This window comes from Staphylococcus sp. HMSC62D11, assembly GCF_001839145.1.
Classification (GTDB): Bacteria; Bacillota; Bacilli; order Staphylococcales; family Staphylococcaceae; genus Staphylococcus; species Staphylococcus lugdunensis.
Window position 1 is genome coordinate 14,668 of record NZ_KV840204.1, and the last position, 21,638, is coordinate 36,305.

Consider the following 21,638-nt stretch of genomic DNA (forward strand, 5'->3'; position numbering starts at 1 on the left):
GGAGGATAAAGATATGAATATGCCACTTATGGTTGATTTAGCAGGACAACGCATTGTAATTGTCGGAGGTGGGCAAGTTGCTGCCAGACGAGCTTCCAATTTTATCGACTACTGCCAAGATATTCATATCATTAGTCCTCAAGTTCATTCGTCATTAGAAGATTTAATAAATGCTGGACAAATCACCTGGCATCAAAAAGAATTTGACGCCGCTGATATAGCAGGTGCATTTTTAGTCGTTGCTGCGACAAATAATAAGGCTGTTAATCAACAAGTTAAAGCGCTGGTACCTACAGGCTGTTTATTCAATAATGCTGAAGATGCAACGTCTGGCAATGTCACTATTCCTAATATATTAAAAAGAGGTAAATTAACACTAAGCGTAGCCACGCAAGGCGCAAGTCCAAAGTTAGGGATACAAATAATTGAACAACTTAGCCACACGTATGATGAACGCTATGAGCAATACGTTGAATTTTTATATCAATGTAGACAGACGCTCAAACGAATAAATATTGAGCCATCTTATCGACAAGCATTATTGGCAAAGATCGTCTCTGACGACTATTTAGATCTTGATAAGCAACAAGCATTTTTACGATGGCTCCAAGCACAAGCTGAATAATAGGGGGCACTTAATTTATGAAAAAATTGTTGATTTTTGCATTAGCTGGATTTTTGGCCCAACTTGTAGATGGATCATTAGGCATGGGGTTCGGTGCGTCATCGTCCTCCATTTTATTAACATATGGTATTACACCAGCGATTGTGTCAGCAACGGTTCACTTTTCTGAAATAGCAACAACAGCAGCGTCAGGAACATCGCATTGGAAGTTTGATAATGTCCATCGATCGACCATGTTAAAGTTAGCAATTCCAGGTGCAATCTTTGGATTTTTAGGCGCGGCATTTTTAACACATATTCACAGTAGTGTTATTAAGCCATATATTGCAATATTTTTATTAGCAATGGGATTTTATATTTTATATCAATTTTTATTTCGTCGTCAGCATGAAACACATGAACATGTTGGTCAATTAAGTGGCTGGAAATTAATTCCACAAGGTGCGATTGCTGGTTTATTAGATGCGATTGGTGGCGGTGGCTGGGGACCAGTCAACACACCCATATTATTATCTAGTAAAAAGATACAACCTCGTTATGCGATTGGTACCGTATCAGCCAGTGAATTTTTCGTAACATTAGCCACATCGCTATCATTTATTTTATTTTTAGGGATAACACAAATTAATTGGTGGCTTGTTGTTGCATTAAGTATTGGTGGCATGGCTGCTGCACCTATTTCAGCATACTTAACAAAAATATTGCCCATTAATATATTAGCGATATGCGTAGGTGGTTTGATTATTTTTACCAATAGTAATGCTTTATTAAGTTATTTTGTCGACAATAGCACAATCATAAATGTCATAAGATTCGCAATTATTTGTAGTATTTTAGTACTTATCATTTTTGTTGCCATTCGCAACAGATTGTTATCTTTTTCTTACAAGAAAAACCGAGTAAACAAATATAATTAATTGGATAAAGGAGTTTTGTTTTATGTCAGTCTCAAAAGATATACTTCATTATACAATCAAACCACATGGTGGCGTACTTATTAATCGAGTCGTTGAAGGTATAGAACGAACACAGTTGAGTCAAGCAGCACAATCGTATAAAGCAATTACATTAAATCCATGGGCAATTTCAGACTTAGAATTAATTGCTATTGGCGGATTTAGCCCCTTAACTGGTTTTATGGGGCAAGAAGATTATAATCAAGTTATTGAAAAGACGCATTTAACAGATGGTTCAGTATGGAGTATTCCTATTACATTACCAGTTACAGAAGATGTTGCATCAAAGCTTGAAATTGGTGATCATATTGCTTTATATGGTGAAGATGGAGCACTATATGGCACTTTAAAGCTTACCGAAAAGTACACGTATGATAAGAAAAGAGAGGCTCAGCTTGTTTATGGTACGACCGATGTAAAACATCCTGGTGTGAAGAAAGTTTATGACAAAGGAAACGTATATCTAGCGGGACCAATTCAATTATTAAAGCGTCCACAGCATGATAAATTTGCGGATTACCATTTAGATCCGCACGAAACACGTCAGCTTTTTCATGATTTAGGTTGGAAGACGGTTGTCGGTTTCCAAACAAGAAATCCAGTGCACCGCGCACATGAATATATTCAAAAATCTGCTTTAGAAATTGTAGATGGCTTATTATTAAATCCATTGGTAGGTGAAACAAAAGCAGATGATATTCCAGCAGATGTACGTATGGAAAGTTACGAAACGATACTAAAACATTATTATCCTAAAAACCGTGCTCGATTAGTTATTTATCCAGCAGCAATGCGTTATGCAGGGCCAAAAGAAGCAGTTTTACATGCTATTGTACGCAAAAATTATGGATGTACACATTTTATTGTTGGACGTGATCATGCTGGTGTTGGCGATTATTATGGTACATATGAAGCCCAACAATTTATTTCTCAATTTGAAGATGAATTAGATATTCAAATTTTAAAATTCGAGCATGCGTTTTATTGCGAGGCATGTGGCAATATGGCTACGGCTAAAACATGTCCACATGATGTGACACAACATGTTCATTTAAGTGGTACAAAAGTCAGAGAAAAATTACGCAATGGAGAAGCATTACCAACCAAATTTTCACGACCAGAAGTTGCTGAAGTATTAATCAAAGGGTTACAACAACATTAAGGTGGGGGGAAGTAACATGAGTCAATCAAGTCATATTACATGGCACGATTCAGAAGTAACAAAAGCAGATAGACAAAAGCAAAATGGTCATAAAAGTGCAGTCATTTGGTTTACCGGACTATCTGGTTCTGGAAAGTCAACAGTGTCTGTCGCATTAGAGCAAGCTTTGTTTGAATTAGGAAAACATGCTTATCGTTTAGATGGAGACAATGTGCGACACGGTCTAAACAAGAATTTAGGCTTCAGTCCAGAGGATCGTAAAGAGAATATTCGACGCATTGGTGAAGTCAGTAAACTGCTTGTTGATGCAGGGACGATTGCAATCACAGCCTTTATTTCTCCATATCGTGTCGACCGTGATGACGTAAGGAATATATTAGAAGATGGGGAATTTATTGAAGTTTATACCCAATGTAGTGTTGAAGAATGTGAAAAGCGAGATCCTAAAGGTTTATATGCAAAAGCACGTTCAGGGGAAATCAAAGAATTTACCGGTATTAGCGCGCCTTATGAAGCACCGAATCATCCAGAAATTACAATTAATACTGAACAGCAAAGTGTAGAACAAGCTGTAGCACACATTCTTAATTATTTGACAGATAATAAATATCTTTAATAAGTGAAGCATAGAGAGTAAGCCAGTTTACTTTCTATGCTTTGTTTATGGAATGAGAAATAACATCATAAAGTATTATCATTTACTGATGGATTCATTTGTACTAACGTGTTTAAAAATGCATTATTGCTGAACATGTGATGAAATTGAAAATCTGTCAATTACAAAGATAATGAATTATAGAAATAAGATTGTTACAAAACGTGTTGTCATATAAGTTAGGCACACATGAAAAATGTTTAGAAAAAAAGCATAGTGTGAATAATTTAAGAAACGTTAAATTAAAGTTAGAAGAGGCGATATGAATGACTGTTTTGTCTGAACAGGAAAGAATAGATATTTTAGCAGACATCGTTAATATCAATACAGAGAATAATAATGAAATCGAGGTTTGCTACTATTTGAAAGAATTACTACAACGTTATGATATTGAATCAAAAATAATTGAAATTGAAGGTAAACGTTCAAATTTAGTAGCTGAAATTGGGTCAGGTAGACCTGTCATTGGTATATCTGGACATATGGATGTTGTAGACGCAGGTGATAAAGCGCAATGGATGTACCCCCCGTTTGAATTACATGAAGAAGATGGGAAATTATATGGGCGTGGTACATCTGATATGAAGGGCGGCCTTGCTGCGTTAGTCATTGCTATGATAGAAATAAAAGCTTCTAATTTGTTACAACAAGGTACCATCCGTCTTTTAGCAACAGCAGCTGAAGAAAAAGAAATGTCAGGGTCAATGTTATTTCGTGATAAAGGTTACGTTGATGATTTGGATGGATTGATTATTGGTGAACCAAGTGATCATTATATAAACTATGCTAACAAAGGTTCAATGGGTATTAAAATTAAGGCTAAGGGTGTTGCCGCGCATAGTTCGTTACCTAATTTAGGACATAATGCGATAGATGACATGATTAGATATATACAAAAAATCAAAGAAAAATATGAAGATATTAAAAATAATGATAATAAACATTCATTAGACGTATCACCGCTAATTAAAGATTACTTTGGTGATAAGTTTAATGATAAGGAGCTCAGAAAATTAGAAAATGTTGCTGAGGGTTTAGTTATAGTTAACTCAATTATTTATGGTGGGGAACAGTTTAATACAGTACCTGAAAGTGCATATGCAGAATTTAATATACGTACAATTCCAGAATATGATAATGAAGCAATCATACAATTGTTTGAAGAAACTTTGGAAGAAGTGGATCAGGCACAATTATCAATGGAAATCACTACGAATCATGCGCCTGTTTATAGTAATAAGGATAATTTGTTAGTGAAGTCATTTACTGAATATAAAGATGATTTAACAGTTACAGCACTTGTTGGTGCGACAGATGCATCAGAATTATTAAAAGATATAGATAATGTAGACTTAACCATTATCGGTCCTGGTTTTATGCGACAAGCACATCGAGCGAATGAATATATAGATAAACAGCATTATTTAGATTTTATTGATTTGTATCAACATGTCATTGTTGATTATTTAAACAAAAAGAGTAATTAAAAGAAACTTAACTATGAAGAAACATTTGATAATAAATGTCTTCATAGTTTTTTTATGAATAAATTTAATTGTTTTTGATGTCATTAACGTGAAAGCAATTATCAGTTTTATTACAACAAATGTAATAATCTGTTGATTATGATGTCTATCATCCCCAACATCATCGTTGTTAGAGATTGTTACAAAATAGCTATGAGTTTTACATCGAACGACTGTTTATTATGATTCTTTTACAAAATATTAACAACGCACACAGCAGCTTATTTTTCTGATAGAGTGTGATTTGTCGTTGAAACAACGAGAAAAAAATTAATCAAAAAATTAATCATGTTTTGTAACTTGAAGGTAGCCACGAGATAAAGAAATCATTATTTAAATGAATTTAGGAGGATATTTAATTATGAAAAAGATCGCTACAGCTACAATCGCAACAGCAGGATTTGCAACAATTGCACTCGCAGGAGGTCATGACGCACACGCTGCTGAACAAAACAATAATGGTTATAATCCAAATGATCCATATTCTTATAGCTATTCATATACAATTGACCAACAAGGTAATTATCACTACACTTGGCAAGGTAATTGGAGTCCAAACCAAGCACAACAAGGTCAATATTATTCATATAATTATACAAACACAGCAGGCACTCAAAACTACAACTACAATACGCAATATAGTCAAAACTATCAGCCACAAACTCAAGCATATCACGCAAACAATGGTGGCGGATTAGGTGCTAGCTATTCAACTTCTGATAGAAATGTTAAAGTAACAACTACACAAGCACCATCAAGTCATGCTTCAAATACTAGTGGTGGTTCAGCATTTTCAGGTAAATCAGGATCAAGCTCAAACCTATACACAGCAGGTCAATGTACGTATTACGTTTTTGATAAAGTAGGCGGAAAAATTGGCTCTACATGGGGTAACGCAAGTAACTGGGCTAGCGCAGCTGCATCAGAAGGCTATAATGTTAGCAATTCACCAAAACAAGGTGCGGTAATGCAAACATCACAAGGTGCATATGGTCATGTCGCTTATGTTGAAAAAGTCAATAGTGATGGTTCAGTTAAAGTATCAGAAATGAATTACAATGGCGGACCTGGCGTTGTCTCTACACGTACAATTTCAGCAAGTCAAGCAAGCTCTTACAATTACATCTCATAATCAACTATTTGAACGGTTCATCCTACAATATTGCGCTTCAACAATATTGTAGGATTTTTTATTGTCTGCTGCTCAAAGTTCAAGGATTATTAACAACTCTTTGACAGTTATGTTAACATGTGGGTTTTTATTTGAAATACTATATATAGTGTTATAAGTTTAATATAAGTACTATATATAGAAATGGAATGATTTTTATGAAACAACTTGAAGCTGAATTACAAGGTCTCATTACCAAAGATCCAGCAATTGTAAATGAGAATGCCAATAAAGATAGCAATACATTTTCAACGATGCGTGATTTAACAGCAGGTGTCGTTTCAAAGTCATATGCATTACAACATTTATTACCTAAAAGAGTCGCACAAGCACATAAGAATGGAGATATACATTTTCATGATTTAGATTATCACCCATTCCAACCTTTAACAAACTGCTGTTTAATTGATGCAACATCAATGTTACAGCATGGGTTTGAGATTGGGAACGCCAATGTCACTACACCGAAATCAATTCAAACGGCGTCCGCACAACTTGTACAAATTATTGCCAATGTTTCTAGTAGCCAATATGGTGGCTGCACGGTCGACCGTGTTGATGAATTACTTAGTACATATGCACGACATAATGAAGCACATCACCGCAAAGTTGCTGAAACATTTGTTAGAGCAGATGCTATAGAAGATTATGTAGATCAACAAGTAACTAAAGATGTTAATGATGCTATAGAAAGTTTAGAGTATGAAATAAACACATTGTACACATCAAACGGTCAAACGCCATTTGTAACACTTGGATTTGGTTTAGGAACAGATAAACTAAGTCGAAAAATTCAACAGGCAATTTTGAACACACGTATCAAAGGACTAGGTAAAAATAGAATTACTGCAATCTTTCCCAAATTAGTCTTTACTATAAAAAAAGGCGTTAATTTTAGCGAAGAAGACCCTAATTATGACGTTAAGCAACTCGCTTTAAAATGCTCAACGAAACGCATGTACCCAGATGTTTTAAACTACGATACACTGGTTGATATTTTAGGTGATTTTAAAGCACCTATGGGTTGTCGTTCATTTTTACCAGCTTGGCGTGATGCTCAAGGGCAATTTGAGAATAGTGGTCGATGTAATTTAGGTGTCGTAACATTAAATATTCCGCGTATTGCGATTGAGTCTCAAGGCGATAAGTTAACGTTTTGGCGACTTTTCCATGAGCGTATGGATATTTTACATGAAGCCTTACTTTATCGTATTGAGCGTGTTGCACAAGCGGTTCCTGAAAATGCTCCGATTTTGTATAAAAGTGGCGCCTTTAAATATAAATTACAAGAAGGTGAAGATGTTACAGATTTATTTAAACATCGCCGTGCTACGATTTCTATGGGTTATATTGGGTTATACGAAGCAGCTACTGTATTTTATGGTCCAAACTGGGAAACAAATCCAGATGCCAAGGCCTTTACATTAGATATATTAAAAGAAATGAAGGATTATCAATTAGAATGGACGGAAGAGACGGACGTTTGGTTCAGTATTTATAGTACACCGAGCGAATCATTGACAGACCGTTTTTGCCGCTTAGATTATGAACGATTTGGCTCTATACCAGATATTACGGATAAAGGGTACTATCAAAATTCATTTCATTATGATGTGCGAAAAGATGTTACACCTTTTGAAAAAATAGATTTCGAAAAGGATTATCCATACTACGCAAGCGGTGGATTTATTCACTATTGCGAATATCCAAAATTAAATCATAATTTAAAGGCGCTTGAAGCGGTTTGGGACTATGCCTACGATAAAGTTGGTTATTTAGGAACAAATATACCAATTGATCGTTGTTATGAATGTGGCTATGAAGGAGATTTTGAAACAACTGCTCAAGGATATACATGTCCACATTGTGGTAATCATGATCCTAAAACAGTAGATGTGGTCAAACGAACATGTGGTTATTTAGGAAATCCAGTACAACGACCTGTGATTGAAGGACGTCAAAAAGAAATTTGCGCAAGAGTTAAACATATGAAGGAACCAAAATAAAATGAGTGTACTTGACGTTACAGAAGGTCGTGGTTATATTGCCAAAATTGAACAACATAGTTTTGTTGATGGTGAAGGCGTTCGCGTCAGCATGTATGTATCAGGTTGTCCCTTTCTATGCGAAGGATGTTACAATGTAGCTGCTCAACGTTTTACTTACGGCGAACCCTTTAATGATGAAACGCTTGAAGCAATTTTGCACTACTGTGAACCGGACTATATTGCTGGATTGAGTATACTCGGTGGTGAACCATTTTGTAATGTTGATATTACCTTGAAAGTTGCTCGTGCCTTTCGTCAAAAGTTTGGACACCGCAAATCATTGTGGGTATGGACAGGATTTTTGTATGAATATTTAAGTCATGATGCAGGAATAAGATATCAACTATTATCTTTGATTGATGTCTTAGTAGACGGCCCATTTATACAAGCGCTATTTCAACCTAATTTAGCTTATAAAGGTTCATTAAATCAACGTGTCATTAATGTTCCAGCATCCTTAAAAAAAGGAACCCCAGTCATTTATGTAGAAGATTAAACATAAAGTAATAGGGAAGATAAATAGTATAAGTGCATGAGTTAAGGTGCATAGGAGTGATGTATATGAAGTTAATCATCATCATCGGGCAATGGCTCATAGCTATTGGTTTGATTGTTGGTTCAATATTAGAAGAACGTCACTATCGCAAACAGCGCCAGAAAAAACAATCATCACAAAATAAATAAATATTTAAGAGGGATAGCGTCGAAGTGACGCATCTCTTTTATTTTTGTCACAATTTAAGTTATTATAAGACAAATATATATACATTTTTGTATACTTTTTGCATTCTATAGTGATAAAATATTTAATGTTAAAAATATCACAAAGAAATTGTGTTAGGAGTTAAGATTATGATTCTTTTTGCCATAGAAATAGGAATTATGATTGCAGCTATTTTATTAGGATTACGAACTGCAGGCGCTTTAGGTTGTGGTATTTTCGCAATTGTGGCGCAACTCATTATGATATTTGTTTTTCAATTACCTCCTGGATCTGCCCCAGTTACAGCAGTCTTAATTATTCTTTCTATTGGTATTGCTGGGGGTACACTCCAGTCAACAGGCGGTATAGATTATTTAGTATATCTAGCTTCTAAAGTGATTGAAAAATATCCAAAATCTATTATTTTTATCTCACCGATTATTGTCTTTATCTTTGTTTTTGGTATTGGTACTGCGAATATTGCTTTATCATTAGAACCGATTATTGCGAAAACAGCAATGAAAGCAGGTATTCAACCTAGACGCCCTTTGATTGCCTCTGTATTGACAGCAAACTTAGCATTGCTATGTAGTCCTGCAGCTGCAGCTACAGCTTATATCATCTCGGTGTTAGCAGGTTATGACATTAGCATGGGCAAATATTTAAGTGTTGTTTTTCCTACAGCAATTTTGACAATGTTGCTATTAAGTGTATTTTGTACTTTGGCTGGACGTAAAAAAGAACAAGCACAACGCTTTGAATTGAAAGATTTAGAAGTCAAAGTACCAACCACGTTTCCATCAAAAGTAAAACTTGGTGTGGCTAGTTTCTTATTATGTGTAGTCGGGATATTAACATTTGGAATTTTTCCGCAATTGATGCCAAGCTTTAATATAGATGGTAAGTCAGTAGAAGTAACGATGACTGAAATTGTTCAATTCTTTATGTATTTAGCTGCTGCGATTAATCTATTATTAAATAAAATTGATACGACGGATATCTTATCATCACACATTACACAATCAGCTATAGGTGCTTTATTTGCGGTTCTTGGACCTGGATGGTTAGGTGCCACGGTATTTAATGCACCTCAAAATTTAAAAATTTTAAAGGAAGATGTAGGTGCTGTGATTCAAGTAGCACCATGGTTAGTTATTCTTTTAGTCTCTATTGTAGCGATAGTTGTTATATCACAGACTGCAACAGCTTCGATTATGTTTCCTATTGTTCTTAGTATAGGTATCCCACCAATGTTTTTTGTTGCTATGGTGCAAACGATAAATGTGAACTTTGTCATCCCAGCACAACCTACTTTACTCTTTGCAGTTGATTTAGATGAAACGAAGCGTACTAAAGTGACCAGCTTTATTATTCCTGGATTCTTTATGATTACGGTGTCAGTGCTTATTGGTTTTTCAATTAAAGCAATATTAGGTTATTAATAGTAGTAAATTATTTACGAATCTAGAACATTATGCCTAGGAAAAATAGTGAGCGAGACAGAATTCATAATGAATTCCTAGTTTCGCCCTTGCAAGGTTGACTGGGATTGAAAAAAGCTTGGTATAAGGGTATTTTCAATCCAGTCAACTACTGCCAATATATATCGCTCATAGTCTAAAATATAATGATGTCCTATACAGTTATTTTTTACAGTACTTTGAATTTTGGGCTCGCTAGCTTAGGAGAAAGCTTCTTAACCCCAACTTGCTTTGCTTGGCGAAATGTGCTTTGCATTTTTTCTGTTGGGGGATGTATTCTCGGAGTCTTGCCATAAATATGACTTATTAATATTTAAAATATTTTTGAAAAAATAACATAACTCAATATGTACGCTACCAATAAAAATCTTCAGTTTTAATACCTCTTACCATATTTATGATATTGTGGAAACCATATTTGAAGAAAATTTTTGCGTTTTAATTTTAACCCATTTCATTTATACTACAGATTTTTCCTTATCTTGTCAGAGAAATCGATGTTTCAGTCTCATTTTTTATCAATAAAGTACGATTTGAAAATAAATATATATTCACTAAATATGTATATTAATTCAAATAAAAGCATAGGCATTGAGCGTTTAGTTTGTTAAATCCAAACTTAACACTGTTATTTTGGCAATGTTCTCTCTGCTTGTAAAATGACATAATATATAATTATTCACTTATTACTAACTATAATTTTGTATTGAATTTGCATTATTATGTTTTTTTAGATATTGTCAATTTTGTGAATTAATAACAATTTGTTTGATAACCATATTTTCAAAGTTTCAATCTTTATCGATACTAAAGGAGGATCAACATTGAAAAAAGAGAAAATAATGGATTGGCCTACCTTTATAGGTACGGTAGTCATTTTATTGTTAGCAGTCATTCCAATGATGGCTTTTCCGTCTGCAAGTGAAAAGGTCATTACAGATATTAATAGTGCTATTTCTAATTCTATAGGTTCCTTATATTTATTTATTGGACTTGCAATTTTATGTTTCGTACTTTACATAGCATTTGGTAAATATGGGAATGTCACTTTGGGTAAAGCAAGTGATAAGCCAGAGTTCAGCAATTTCAGTTGGGCATCTATGCTGTTTTGTGCAGGTATAGGTTCTGATATTTTATACTGGGGTGTTATTGAATGGGCATATTATTATCAAGTGCCTCCAAATAGAGCGAAACCAATGTCAGATCAAGCATTAACGTTTGCGACACAGTATGGTATGTTCCATTGGGGACCAATTGCTTGGGCAATTTATGTCTTGCCAGCACTTCCGATTGGATACTTGGTCTTTGTAAAAAAGCAACCAATTTATAAAATTAGCCAAGCGTGTCGTCCTGTGCTCAAAGGTCAGACAGACAAGTTTTTAGGTAAGCTTGTAGATGTACTCTTTATCTTCGGTTTGTTAGGAGGAGCTGCAACATCATTAGCGCTTGGTGTACCAATGATCTCAGCTGGCGTTGAAAAATTAACTGGACTTGATGGACAAAATATGGTGCTACGATCAATTATCCTTTTCACAATTACAGTGATCTTTGCTATTAGTTCATATACAGGTTTAAAAAAGGGTATTCAAAAATTAAGTGATGTCAATGTATGGTTATCATTTTTATTATTAGGATTTGTGTTTATCGTTGGGCCAACCATCTTTATTATGGAAACAACAATTACAGGGTTTGGTAATATGTTACGTGACTTTTTCCACATGGCAACATGGATGGAACCATTTGGTGGAATTAAAGGACGTAAAGAAACGAATTTCCCTCAAGATTGGACGATTTTCTATTGGTCATGGTGGCTTGTTTACGCACCATTTATTGGACTCTTTATTGCGCGGATTTCTAAAGGTAGAAGACTAAAAGAAGTCATATTAGGTACGATTGTTTATGGAACATTAGGATGTGTGTTGTTCTTTGGTATATTTGGAAACTACGCAGTATACCTACAAATTTCTGAACAATTCAACGTTATTCAATATTTAAATAGTCATGGTACTGAAGCGACGATTATCGAAGTAATGCATCAATTACCTTTTCCAACAACAGTCATTGTCTTATTCTTGCTTTCTGCGTTTTTATTCTTAGCAACGACATTTGATTCTGGGTCGTACATTTTAGCGGCAGCAACACAGAAGAAAGTATTAGGTGAACCATTAAAAGCGAATCGTTTATTCTGGGCTTTTGCATTATGCTTATTACCATTTTCACTCATGCTAGTGGGTGGCGAACGTGCGTTAGAGGTGCTAAAAACTGCGTCAATATTAGCCAGTGTGCCACTGATTGTCATCTTTATTTGCATGATGGTATCGTTTATTATTACCTTGAGTAAAGATAGAATTAAACTGGAAACTCGTGCGGATAAATTGAAAGAAGTAGAACGTCGTTCATTGCGTATCGTTCAAGTAAGAGAGAATAATGACGAAGACGATAATTTATAATATATGCAAAAACGTCTATGATCAGCTGATAAAGATCATAGACGTTTTTTGTTTAATTATTGTTTTCTTGGCTGTTTGGAATAGGAAAGTAGTCAAATATTTCGCCAGTTTCTAATGCTGTAGTTAAGTTTGACAACCACTGACAATATATTTTTGTATGTTTCAATTGCTGCTCAATATTAAGCGCATCTTGCTTAATTTCATCATCAATTGCCTCATCATTTAGCACTGAAGTAATGATTTTTTCGGCTTCAATAATTGCTGCCATATTAGTGTCGACTTCACGCTCCCATTTTTTAGTGAAGAAATTGCGGAAAAAGGTAAAAAAGTCTTTTTCTGCGATAAAATGTTGTTTTCGACTGCCTCGCGTAAACTGTTGTTTCACTAAATCGAATTCTTGAAGCTTCTTGACACCTGCACTCATACTTGGTTTGCTCATCTGAAGATGTTCACGCATTTCATCTAATGTCATGCTACCTTCGAAGACCATTGTCCCAAACAAATTTCCGACGCTGCGATTTGTGCCATACAAGTCCATAGTTTGCCCAATAGAATTAATGACTAAATCTTTAGCAGCTTCTAATTTTTCTTCATTTGACTGTGAATGTACCATACGCTCACCTCCATTATCCAGTTCATTAGCTGCATTCACTGTTAGATATTACCAATTCATACTTGCACATTATAGAAAATTTTTCAATCACTTTAAAAAGATAGAAGCAGGACAGCATTCATTATGAATTCGTAGTTCTGCCCCGGCAAGGTTGACTAGAATTGAAAAAAGCTTGGTATCAGCGTATTTTTAATCCAGTCAACTACTGCCAATATATCGCTCATAGTCTAAAACATCATTATGTCCTAAACTCTAGATGAAAATTATGACAATATCATGAAATTTGACATTAAATTTTCACATATGCTAGCATATGTTTATAAAATTCGTTAAATATAAATTTAACAAACTTAACGGAGGTCGTTTGATGAAACTTGTAGAAAAATTGTCGCAGCGTCAATATATCGATGGTAAATGGGTTGAAAGCTCAAATAAAAATACAAGAGAAATTATCAATCCTTATAATCAAGAGGTTGTTTTTACCGTAACAGAAGGTACAGCTGAAGATGCCGAACAAGCTATTTTAGCAGCGCGTCGTGCATTTGAAGATGGCGAATGGTCATTAGAAACAAGTGAAGTCAGAGGGAAAAAAGTTAGAGCTATTGCTGACAAAATTACGGAACATCGTGATGAGTTAGCTCAATTAGAAACACTAGATACAGGTAAAACACTAGGAGAGTCATATGCAGATATGGATGATATTGCTAATGTCTTTAACTATTTTGCTGGATTAGCTGATAAAGACGGTGGAGAGATTATCAATACGCCAATTCCAAACACTGAAAGTAAAGTTGTTAAAGAACCTGTTGGTGTTGTCACTCAAATTACACCTTGGAATTATCCTTTATTACAAGCGTCTTGGAAAATTGCGCCAGCATTAGCAACTGGTTGTTCGCTTGTAATGAAACCAAGTGAAATTACACCATTGACTACAATTAGAGTATTTGAATTAATGGAAGAAGTTGGTTTCCCTAAAGGCGTGATTAATTTGATACTTAGTAGTGGTGAAGAAGTAGGGGACACATTATCGGGTCATAAAGAAGTGGATCTAGTTTCATTTACAGGCGGAATTGAGACCGGAAAACACATTATGAAAAATGCTGCGAATAATGTAACGAACATAGCATTAGAACTGGGTGGTAAGAACCCTAATATTATTTTTGCTGATGCTGACTTCGACTTAGCGGTAGATCAAGCATTAAATGGTGGTTACTTCCATGCAGGCCAAGTTTGTTCAGCTGGATCACGTATTTTAGTTCATAACGATATCAAAGGTGATTTTGAAAAAGCACTTATTGATCGTGTAGGCAAAATTAAATTAGGGAACGGCTTCGATGATGATACTGAAATGGGGCCAGTTATCTCTACAGAACATCGTGACAAAATTGAAAGCTATATGGAAATTGCTAAAAAAGAGGGCGCTACAATTGCTATTGGCGGCAAACGTCCCGATAGAGAAGACCTACAAAATGGGTTATTCTTTGAACCAACAGTTATCACAAATTGCGATACATCAATGCGTATTGTTCAAGAAGAAGTCTTTGGACCTGTTGTGACTATTGAGGGATTTGATAGCGAAGAAGAAGTTATAGAATTAGCTAATGACTCAATTTATGGCTTAGCTGGTGCCGTATTCACAAAAGATTTAGGTAAAGCACAGCGTGTGGCTAATAAACTTAAATTAGGTACAGTGTGGATAAATGATTTCCATCCTTACTTTGCTCAAGCACCATGGGGTGGTTTTAAACAATCAGGTATTGGTCGCGAATTAGGTAAAGAAGGATTAGAAGAATATTTAATCAGTAAACATATTTTAACGAATACGAAGCCAGAACCAATCAATTTCTTTAGTAAATAAAAGAGCGTTCATACATTGTAAATAAAGTTAAAACAAACTTATATATGCGAGAGACACATCATTTTATTTTATAAGGGAGGACGAAATTAACATGAGTGAAAACAAGTCATATGATTATGTCATTATTGGTGGTGGAAGTGCAGGTTCTGTATTAGGTGCGCGTTTATCTGAGGATAAAGATAAAAATGTACTTGTATTAGAAGCAGGCCGTAGTGACTATCCCTGGGATTTATTTATACAAATGCCAGCAGCATTAATGTTTCCTTCAGGTAATCCATTCTATGATTGGAGATATCAAACAGAAGAAGAACCACATATGGGACGTAAAGTAGACCATGCGCGTGGTAAAGTCTTAGGCGGCTCAAGCTCTATCAATGGAATGATTTATCAACGAGGCAATCCATTAGATTACGAAGGTTGGGCAGAACCTGAAGGTATGGAATCTTGGGATTTTGCGCACTGTTTACCTTATTTTAAAAAATTAGAAAAAACCTTTGGAGCAGCACCACATGATCAATTTAGAGGACATCAAGGACCAATAAAATTAAAGCGAGGACCAGCAACAAATCCTCTTTTCAAATCATTTTTTAACGCAGGTGTTGAAGCGGGTTATCACAAGACAGAGGACGTCAATGGTTTTAGACAAGAAGGATTCGGTCCATTCGATAGTCAAGTCCATCATGGTCGACGTATGTCTGCATCAAGAGCATACTTAAGACCAGCAATGAAGCGTAAGAATTTAACGGTTAAGACACGTGCTTTCGTCACTGAATTACACTTTGAAGGTAATAAAGCTACCGGTGTAACGTTCAAACGTAATGGAAAAAATCATACTGTAAATGCAGGAGAAGTGATTTTATCAGGTGGTGCTTTTAACACACCACAGTTATTACAATTATCTGGTATAGGAGATGCGGACTTCTTAAAATCAAAAGGCATTGAGCCACGCATGCATTTACCGGGTGTTGGAGAAAACTTTGAAGACCATTTAGAAGTTTATATTCAACATGAATGTAAAGAACAAGTCTCTTTACAACCTAGTTTAGATGTTAAACGCATGCCATGGATTGGTTTGCAATGGATTTTTGCACGAAAAGGTGCAGCAGCTTCCAATCACTTTGAGGGTGGTGCCTTTGTTAGATCAAATGATCAAGTTGCCTATCCTAACTTAATGTTCCATTTCTTACCAATTGCTGTAAGATATGACGGACAAAAAGCACCAGTTGCTCATGGTTATCAAGTACATGTAGGACCAATGTATTCAAACTCACGTGGCAGCTTAAAGATTAAATCTAAAGATCCATTTGAAAAGCCAAGTATCGTGTTTAACTATCTTTCAACAAAAGAAGATGAACAAGAATGGGTAGAAGCGATTCGTGTAGCGCGTAATATTTTATCCCAAAAAGCGATGGATTCATTTAATGGTGGTGAAATTTCTCCGGGACCATCTGTACAAACAGATGAAGAAATATTGGACTGGGTGCGTAAAGATGGTGAAACAGCATTACACCCATCATGCAGTGCAAAAATGGGGCCGGCAACAGATCCAATGGCAGTTGTAGATCCACTAACAATGAAAGTCCATGGCATGGAGAATTTGCGCGTCGTGGATGCTTCAGCAATGCCAAGAACTACAAATGGAAACATTCACGCACCGGTACTTATGCTTGCCGAAAAAGCAGCAGATATCATTCGCGGCAAAAAACCATTAGAACCACAATACGTAGATTATTACATCCATGGCAAACACGACCCCAACGATGGTGCAATGGAACACAATCCATACTACCCATACTAATGAGGCCAGCAGAGAGAATTTCGACAAGAAATTTGACAAGTAGAGCAAATTGGGGTGGCCCCCAGCATAGAGAGATGCTACAAGCATTTCCACAAGCAAAGCAGATGATGCAGGATAATGAAATCTTTAAAATTAGATTTCAGTCCTGCTTTTTTTATACTTATAAAATTACTTGAGTGTGTGTCACAACAAATCTTATTGTGAAAGATTTATAATGGACTTATAAATAATAAAAGGAGTGGTGAATATGGGGGGAACATTAGTTGAACGTTTAAAAGCAAAAGAGCAACGTATGATTGATATACGTCGATATTTACATGAACATCCAGAATTATCATTCCATGAAACAGAAACGCCTAAGTATATTGCTGAATTCTATAAGGACAAAGCGTGTGATGTCCAAACGAATGTTGGTCCTAATGGTGTAAAAGTGACCATTGATAGTGGCAAACCAGGTAAAACGATTGCCATTCGTGCGGACTTCGATGCGTTACCAATTCAAGAAGATACTGGATTATCATATGCTTCCCAAAATGAAGGAGTCATGCATGCTTGTGGTCATGATGCGCATACGGCATATATGCTTGTTCTAGCGGAAACATTAATTGAAATGAAAGATCAATTTAGTGGTAAAGTCGTTGTCATTCATCAGCCAGCAGAAGAAATGCCACCAGGTGGTGCGAAAGGTATGATTGAGGACGGTGTTTTAGAAGGTGTTGATCACGTTTTAGGCATTCATGTTATGACGAATATGACATCAGGTAAAATTTATTACCATGAAGGTAATACGCAAACAGGACGCGCTTATTTTAAATTAACTATACACGGAGAAGGTGGACATGGCTCATCACCTCATACTGCTAAGGATGCGATTGTCGCTGGTGCTAACTTCGTCACTACAGCGCAAAATGTAGTTTCAAGACGATTGAGTCCTTTTGAAACAGGCGTTGTGACGATAGGATCCTTTGATGGTAAAGGTCAGTTTAATGTAATAAAAGATACCGTTGAAATCGAAGGAGATGTTCGTGCTTTAACAGATGCCACACGGGACACGATTAAATATGAACTTGAACGTATTGTTCAAGGTATAGCTACATCATTTGATGTTCAATATGACTTTGAATTTCAACCAGATTATCCCGCGTTATACAATGATCCTCAGTTTACATCTTATATTGTTGAAACATTAAGACAAGCGCAATTACCAGATGTAATAGGCGTAGAAGAATGTGAACCACAACCACCATCAGAAGATTTCGCATATTATGCTCAAGCGTTACCAAGTACGTTTTTATATTCAGGAGCTGCACCACAGGAAGGACATGCATATCCGCATCATCATCCGAAATTTAATATCGACGAATCTTCCATGTTAGTTGCTGCAGAAGCTGTAGGTACAATTGTTTTAGATTATTTACAAGGATAGATATCTTAATTTAAATTAACTATTTGTTAAATTAAATTTAAAAATTTATAACTTTTTATTGGAAATAGTTAAATATATGATGTTTTATTATTGTTTACGTGTTAGTATGGGGATACATACTAATGAAGAGGTGAAAGTGTGACTTTTTATGATTACATGCAGAACTTTGTCGGAGACCAGACGCCTCTAGGAGAATTAGCTCATTATTTAAACAAGGATTGTCAGTTTCCTAAACATGAGAAGACAACTGATAATATATTGAGCTATTTTATCGATGAGATTGAGTTAGATGATGAACATTTAGAAACAGTAAAGCGTTCATTATCTTTATATGAACAGCAAACAGTGCACTTTAGTTTAGTAGATCACATAAAGACAGAACCAAAGGAAAATGTTAATGAAGATTAATGAAAAAGCACCGTATTATGCTTTAGAAGCCACTTCGCCGCAAACAATGCGCATTTATAAAAATCATCAGCACTTTGATTATATGATTTTAGAGTCTATAAATGAATTAATCGATAATGGCTATTGTATGTTAAATCATTTATATGTGAATAAAGGACAAGAAGGAGCATTTGAGCAAAAATTTTTACAGCGTCAACAACATTTAGCATCTGTACCTGGTTTTAGAGCGCTACGCTTTTTACGCCCAAATGAACAAGGTCAGCATTATGTCATCATTACGCAATGGTTGAACCATCAATCGTTTAAAAATTGGCAACAATCTTCGGCCTATTCACAGACACATCAAAAACGTGGCACGTCACAAGGTGCGGACGTACGGTTAGTCAATCGCAAATTGTCTTATCATATTGGGATTATATGTGAACGATATACTTCATAAAAGTGTCACCAGACTTGAATAGGTGGGACATCAATCACTGTAAGTCGAAAAATGGCAATTTCTATTAAAATAAAGTAGAAATTGTCATTTTTGTTGTTTAGAATATTAAATTTCTTTTAAAAAGTGTAATTAAAGTTATGAGCTACTGCATTAGATAATCTCTTATATCAATATCTAAGTAGTAAAACAATACGAGTTGATAAGTTTGAGAAGTTAGCATGATTCATAATCTTTCTTAATTAATTTTCATATACACGGAGTCTGGGACATCATTATGTTTTAAGCTATGAACTCTATATTGGCGGTAGTTGACTGAATTGAAAATGGGATGGTACCAAGCTGTTTTCAATCCTTATCAACTTTGCAGGGGCGGGACTACGAATTTGTAATAAATGTTGTCTCGCTCTCAAATTTCAAAAGGGAAGAGCTAATTATTTTATGAATTGAAAATAGAAGTCTGAACAATTTTTAACTATTCATTGTTATAAAGAAATCGATCATCACAGAATTTTTATAATTAATTTTAACAACTTTATACTTTTTTATAATGAAACCACTTTCATAAGTGTTTACTTTTTCAATGCATTATAGGGTTTGATAAGATAATATCATTGGAAGGCGAAAGGAAGTTACGATATGAAACAATCAAGTTTATTAGCGCCAGAAACATATAATATTGTCAGTGAAATTGAAAAACATGTTTCTGACCAAGATAAAAATGCAATTATTTATGAAAATGGACATAATGACCCAATCGCGGTAACTTATGCAGACTTAATGAAACAAGCTAATCAAGTCGGGCATGTGCTGTTAAATCATGGTCTCAAAAAGGGAGATAAAATTTTAATCATGATGCCGCGGTCAATCTCTACATATAGAATTTATATCGCTGCATTAAAGCTCGGTATTGCAATTATTCCAAGTTCTGAAATGCTGCGTACTAAAGATTTGCAATATCGTATTTCGCACGGAGAAATAGATGCGGTTATTACTATGCCGGAATTTATTAAAGAGTTTTTGAATATAGAGGAGTATACATCATTAACTAAATTTGTTGTCGCAGGACACCATGAAGCATGGATTTCTATTGATGACGAGCGCTTGAATCAAAGTGAAGAATTAGATATGGCACCAACCAGTCGAGATGATATTGCGATACTATCTTATACGTCCGGTACAACAGGGAATCCAAAAGCAGTTACACATACACATGGTTGGGGTTTTGCTCATATGAAAATGGCACCTAAGCATTGGTTAAGTATTAAAGAAGATGATTTGGTGTGGGCAACCGCTGCACCAGGTTGGCAAAAATGGGTATGGACACCTTTCCTTTCTATTATGGGGTCAGGAGCTACAGCATTTGTTTACAATGGCAAGTTTAATCCTACTCGGTACTTAGAGCTATTACAAAATTTTAAGATTAATGTCTTATGCTGTACGCCAACAGAGTATCGAATGATGGCTAAATTATCCAATTTAGATAAGTATGATATTCATCATTTACATAGTGCAGTATCAGCTGGTGAGCCTTTAAATAAAGAGGTTGTTAATCAGTTTGAAGCGCACTTTGGGCTTACTGTTCGTGATGGCTATGGTCAAACAGAGAGCACATTATTGATTGGATTTTTAAAAGATACAAAACCACGCCCAGGTTCTATGGGTAAAGCAATTCCAGGTAGTGACACAACAGTAGTTGATGATGAAGGACGCCAAGTTGCTCTCGGTGTGAAAGGAAATATTGCTGTACCACTAGATTTACCAGCATTATTTAAAGGTTATTATAAAGATGAAGCGCGAACTAAAGCCGCACATGCTGGGAAGTATTATATCACTGGTGATTTAGCACATATTGATGAAGATGGTTATTTCTGGTTTGAAGGACGCAGTGATGATATCATCATCAGTTCTGGTTACACGATTGGACCTTTTGAAGTAGAAGATGCATTAACTCATCATCCAGCCGTAAAAGAATGTGCAGTGGTAGCCAGTCCCCATGAAATACGTGGAAATATAGTCAAAGCATTTGTTATTTTAAATGAGGGTTATAAAGCAAGTGATGACTTAGTTAAAACATTGCAAGACTTTACTAAAAAGACCGTTGCACCATATAAATATCCTAGAGCGATTGAATTTGTAGAAGATTTACCAAAGACCAATTCCGGAAAAATTCGTCGTGTAGAATTGCGTGATGCAGAACGTCAAAAGTACAACCAACAATTTAAACAATAAACTGTTATATTAACTTAACCGTAAAGGATGTTGAAGCATGCTTTACGGTTTTTTTATATTATAAAAAGAAAACCATACGCTATGCGTATG

Annotated in this window: 18 protein-coding genes; 17 read left to right on the forward strand and 1 reads right to left on the reverse strand. The window is 35.3% G+C overall.

Annotated elements, in window-relative coordinates:
- The first annotated feature begins 13 nt into the window (after nucleotides 1–13).
- The 11 genes from HMPREF3267_RS11245 to HMPREF3267_RS11290 all read left to right on the forward strand — a co-directional run bounded on the left by HMPREF3267_RS11245 (nucleotide 14) and on the right by HMPREF3267_RS11290 (nucleotide 12,777).
- Nucleotides 14–625: an NAD(P)-binding protein gene (locus HMPREF3267_RS11245; RefSeq protein ID WP_062078176.1), complete on the forward strand. Its 612-nt coding sequence runs from the start codon at nucleotides 14–16 to the stop codon at nucleotides 623–625.
- Between the two features lie 17 nt (nucleotides 626–642).
- Nucleotides 643–1,542, forward strand: coding sequence for a sulfite exporter TauE/SafE family protein (locus HMPREF3267_RS11250; RefSeq protein ID WP_002460596.1), 900 nt, complete (start codon nucleotides 643–645; stop codon nucleotides 1,540–1,542).
- Nucleotides 1,543–1,564: 22 nt separating this feature from the next.
- Complete coding sequence (sat, locus tag HMPREF3267_RS11255) at nucleotides 1,565–2,743, forward strand: sulfate adenylyltransferase (RefSeq protein ID WP_062078174.1); 1,179 nt, start codon at nucleotides 1,565–1,567, stop codon at nucleotides 2,741–2,743.
- A 16-nt stretch (nucleotides 2,744–2,759) separates the two neighbouring features.
- A complete protein-coding gene (cysC, locus tag HMPREF3267_RS11260; protein WP_002492470.1) occupies nucleotides 2,760–3,359 on the forward strand; it encodes an adenylyl-sulfate kinase in 600 nt (199 codons plus the stop codon).
- Between the two features lie 305 nt (nucleotides 3,360–3,664).
- Nucleotides 3,665–4,885, forward strand: coding sequence for an ArgE/DapE family deacylase (locus HMPREF3267_RS11265; RefSeq protein WP_070823900.1), 1,221 nt, complete (start codon nucleotides 3,665–3,667; stop codon nucleotides 4,883–4,885).
- Between the two features lie 400 nt (nucleotides 4,886–5,285).
- Nucleotides 5,286–6,056, forward strand: a complete 771-nt coding sequence (locus HMPREF3267_RS11270; RefSeq protein ID WP_002478537.1) for a CHAP domain-containing protein — start codon at nucleotides 5,286–5,288, stop codon at nucleotides 6,054–6,056.
- A 197-nt stretch (nucleotides 6,057–6,253) separates the two neighbouring features.
- Nucleotides 6,254–8,101 (forward strand): anaerobic ribonucleoside-triphosphate reductase, encoded by a 1,848-nt coding sequence (nrdD, locus tag HMPREF3267_RS11275; protein WP_002492375.1) that lies wholly within the window; start codon nucleotides 6,254–6,256, stop codon nucleotides 8,099–8,101.
- Between the two features lies 1 nt (nucleotide 8,102).
- The gene (gene nrdG, locus HMPREF3267_RS11280; protein WP_002460588.1) at nucleotides 8,103–8,639 is read left to right on the forward strand and encodes an anaerobic ribonucleoside-triphosphate reductase activating protein; all 537 of its coding nucleotides are present in this window, start codon (nucleotides 8,103–8,105) and stop codon (nucleotides 8,637–8,639) included.
- Between the two features lie 65 nt (nucleotides 8,640–8,704).
- On the forward strand, nucleotides 8,705–8,827 hold the full coding sequence (locus HMPREF3267_RS12815; protein WP_002460586.1) for a hypothetical protein: 123 nt from the start codon (nucleotides 8,705–8,707) through the stop codon (nucleotides 8,825–8,827).
- 168 nt (nucleotides 8,828–8,995) lie between these two features.
- On the forward strand, nucleotides 8,996–10,288 hold the full coding sequence (locus HMPREF3267_RS11285; protein ID WP_002478540.1) for an anaerobic C4-dicarboxylate transporter family protein: 1,293 nt from the start codon (nucleotides 8,996–8,998) through the stop codon (nucleotides 10,286–10,288).
- An 863-nt stretch (nucleotides 10,289–11,151) separates the two neighbouring features.
- Entirely contained in the window at nucleotides 11,152–12,777 is a 1,626-nt protein-coding gene (locus tag HMPREF3267_RS11290) for a BCCT family transporter (RefSeq protein ID WP_070823901.1), read from the forward strand.
- 52 nt (nucleotides 12,778–12,829) lie between these two features.
- Here HMPREF3267_RS11290 and HMPREF3267_RS11295 read toward each other — a convergent pair whose 3' ends face one another.
- A complete protein-coding gene (locus HMPREF3267_RS11295; RefSeq protein WP_002478542.1) occupies nucleotides 12,830–13,390 on the reverse strand; it encodes a choline uptake/conversion transcriptional regulator CudC in 561 nt (186 codons plus the stop codon).
- A gap of 367 nt (nucleotides 13,391–13,757) precedes the next feature.
- Between HMPREF3267_RS11295 and betB the strand changes: the two genes are divergently transcribed.
- The 6 genes from betB (at nucleotide 13,758) to mbcS (ending at nucleotide 21,548) form a co-directional block, all read left to right on the forward strand.
- Nucleotides 13,758–15,248: a betaine-aldehyde dehydrogenase gene (betB, locus tag HMPREF3267_RS11300; protein WP_002478543.1), complete on the forward strand. Its 1,491-nt coding sequence runs from the start codon at nucleotides 13,758–13,760 to the stop codon at nucleotides 15,246–15,248.
- A 91-nt stretch (nucleotides 15,249–15,339) separates the two neighbouring features.
- Entirely contained in the window at nucleotides 15,340–17,046 is a 1,707-nt protein-coding gene (betA, locus tag HMPREF3267_RS11305; protein ID WP_062078170.1) for a choline dehydrogenase, read from the forward strand.
- A gap of 247 nt (nucleotides 17,047–17,293) precedes the next feature.
- On the forward strand, nucleotides 17,294–18,472 hold the full coding sequence (locus tag HMPREF3267_RS11310) for a M20 family metallopeptidase (protein ID WP_070823902.1): 1,179 nt from the start codon (nucleotides 17,294–17,296) through the stop codon (nucleotides 18,470–18,472).
- Nucleotides 18,473–18,610: 138 nt separating this feature from the next.
- Entirely contained in the window at nucleotides 18,611–18,880 is a 270-nt protein-coding gene (locus HMPREF3267_RS11315) for a YozE family protein (RefSeq protein ID WP_002460576.1), read from the forward strand.
- Nucleotides 18,870–19,319, forward strand: a complete 450-nt coding sequence (locus tag HMPREF3267_RS11320; RefSeq protein ID WP_002492373.1) for an antibiotic biosynthesis monooxygenase family protein — start codon at nucleotides 18,870–18,872, stop codon at nucleotides 19,317–19,319. The genes HMPREF3267_RS11315 and HMPREF3267_RS11320 overlap by 11 nt, the downstream gene beginning before the upstream one ends.
- Before the next feature lie 636 nt (nucleotides 19,320–19,955).
- Nucleotides 19,956–21,548 carry an acyl-CoA synthetase MbcS gene (gene mbcS, locus HMPREF3267_RS11325; protein WP_070823903.1) on the forward strand — a complete coding sequence of 531 codons (1,593 nt, stop codon included), beginning with the start codon at nucleotides 19,956–19,958 and terminating at the stop codon, nucleotides 21,546–21,548.
- The last annotated feature ends 90 nt before the right edge of the window (nucleotides 21,549–21,638 follow it).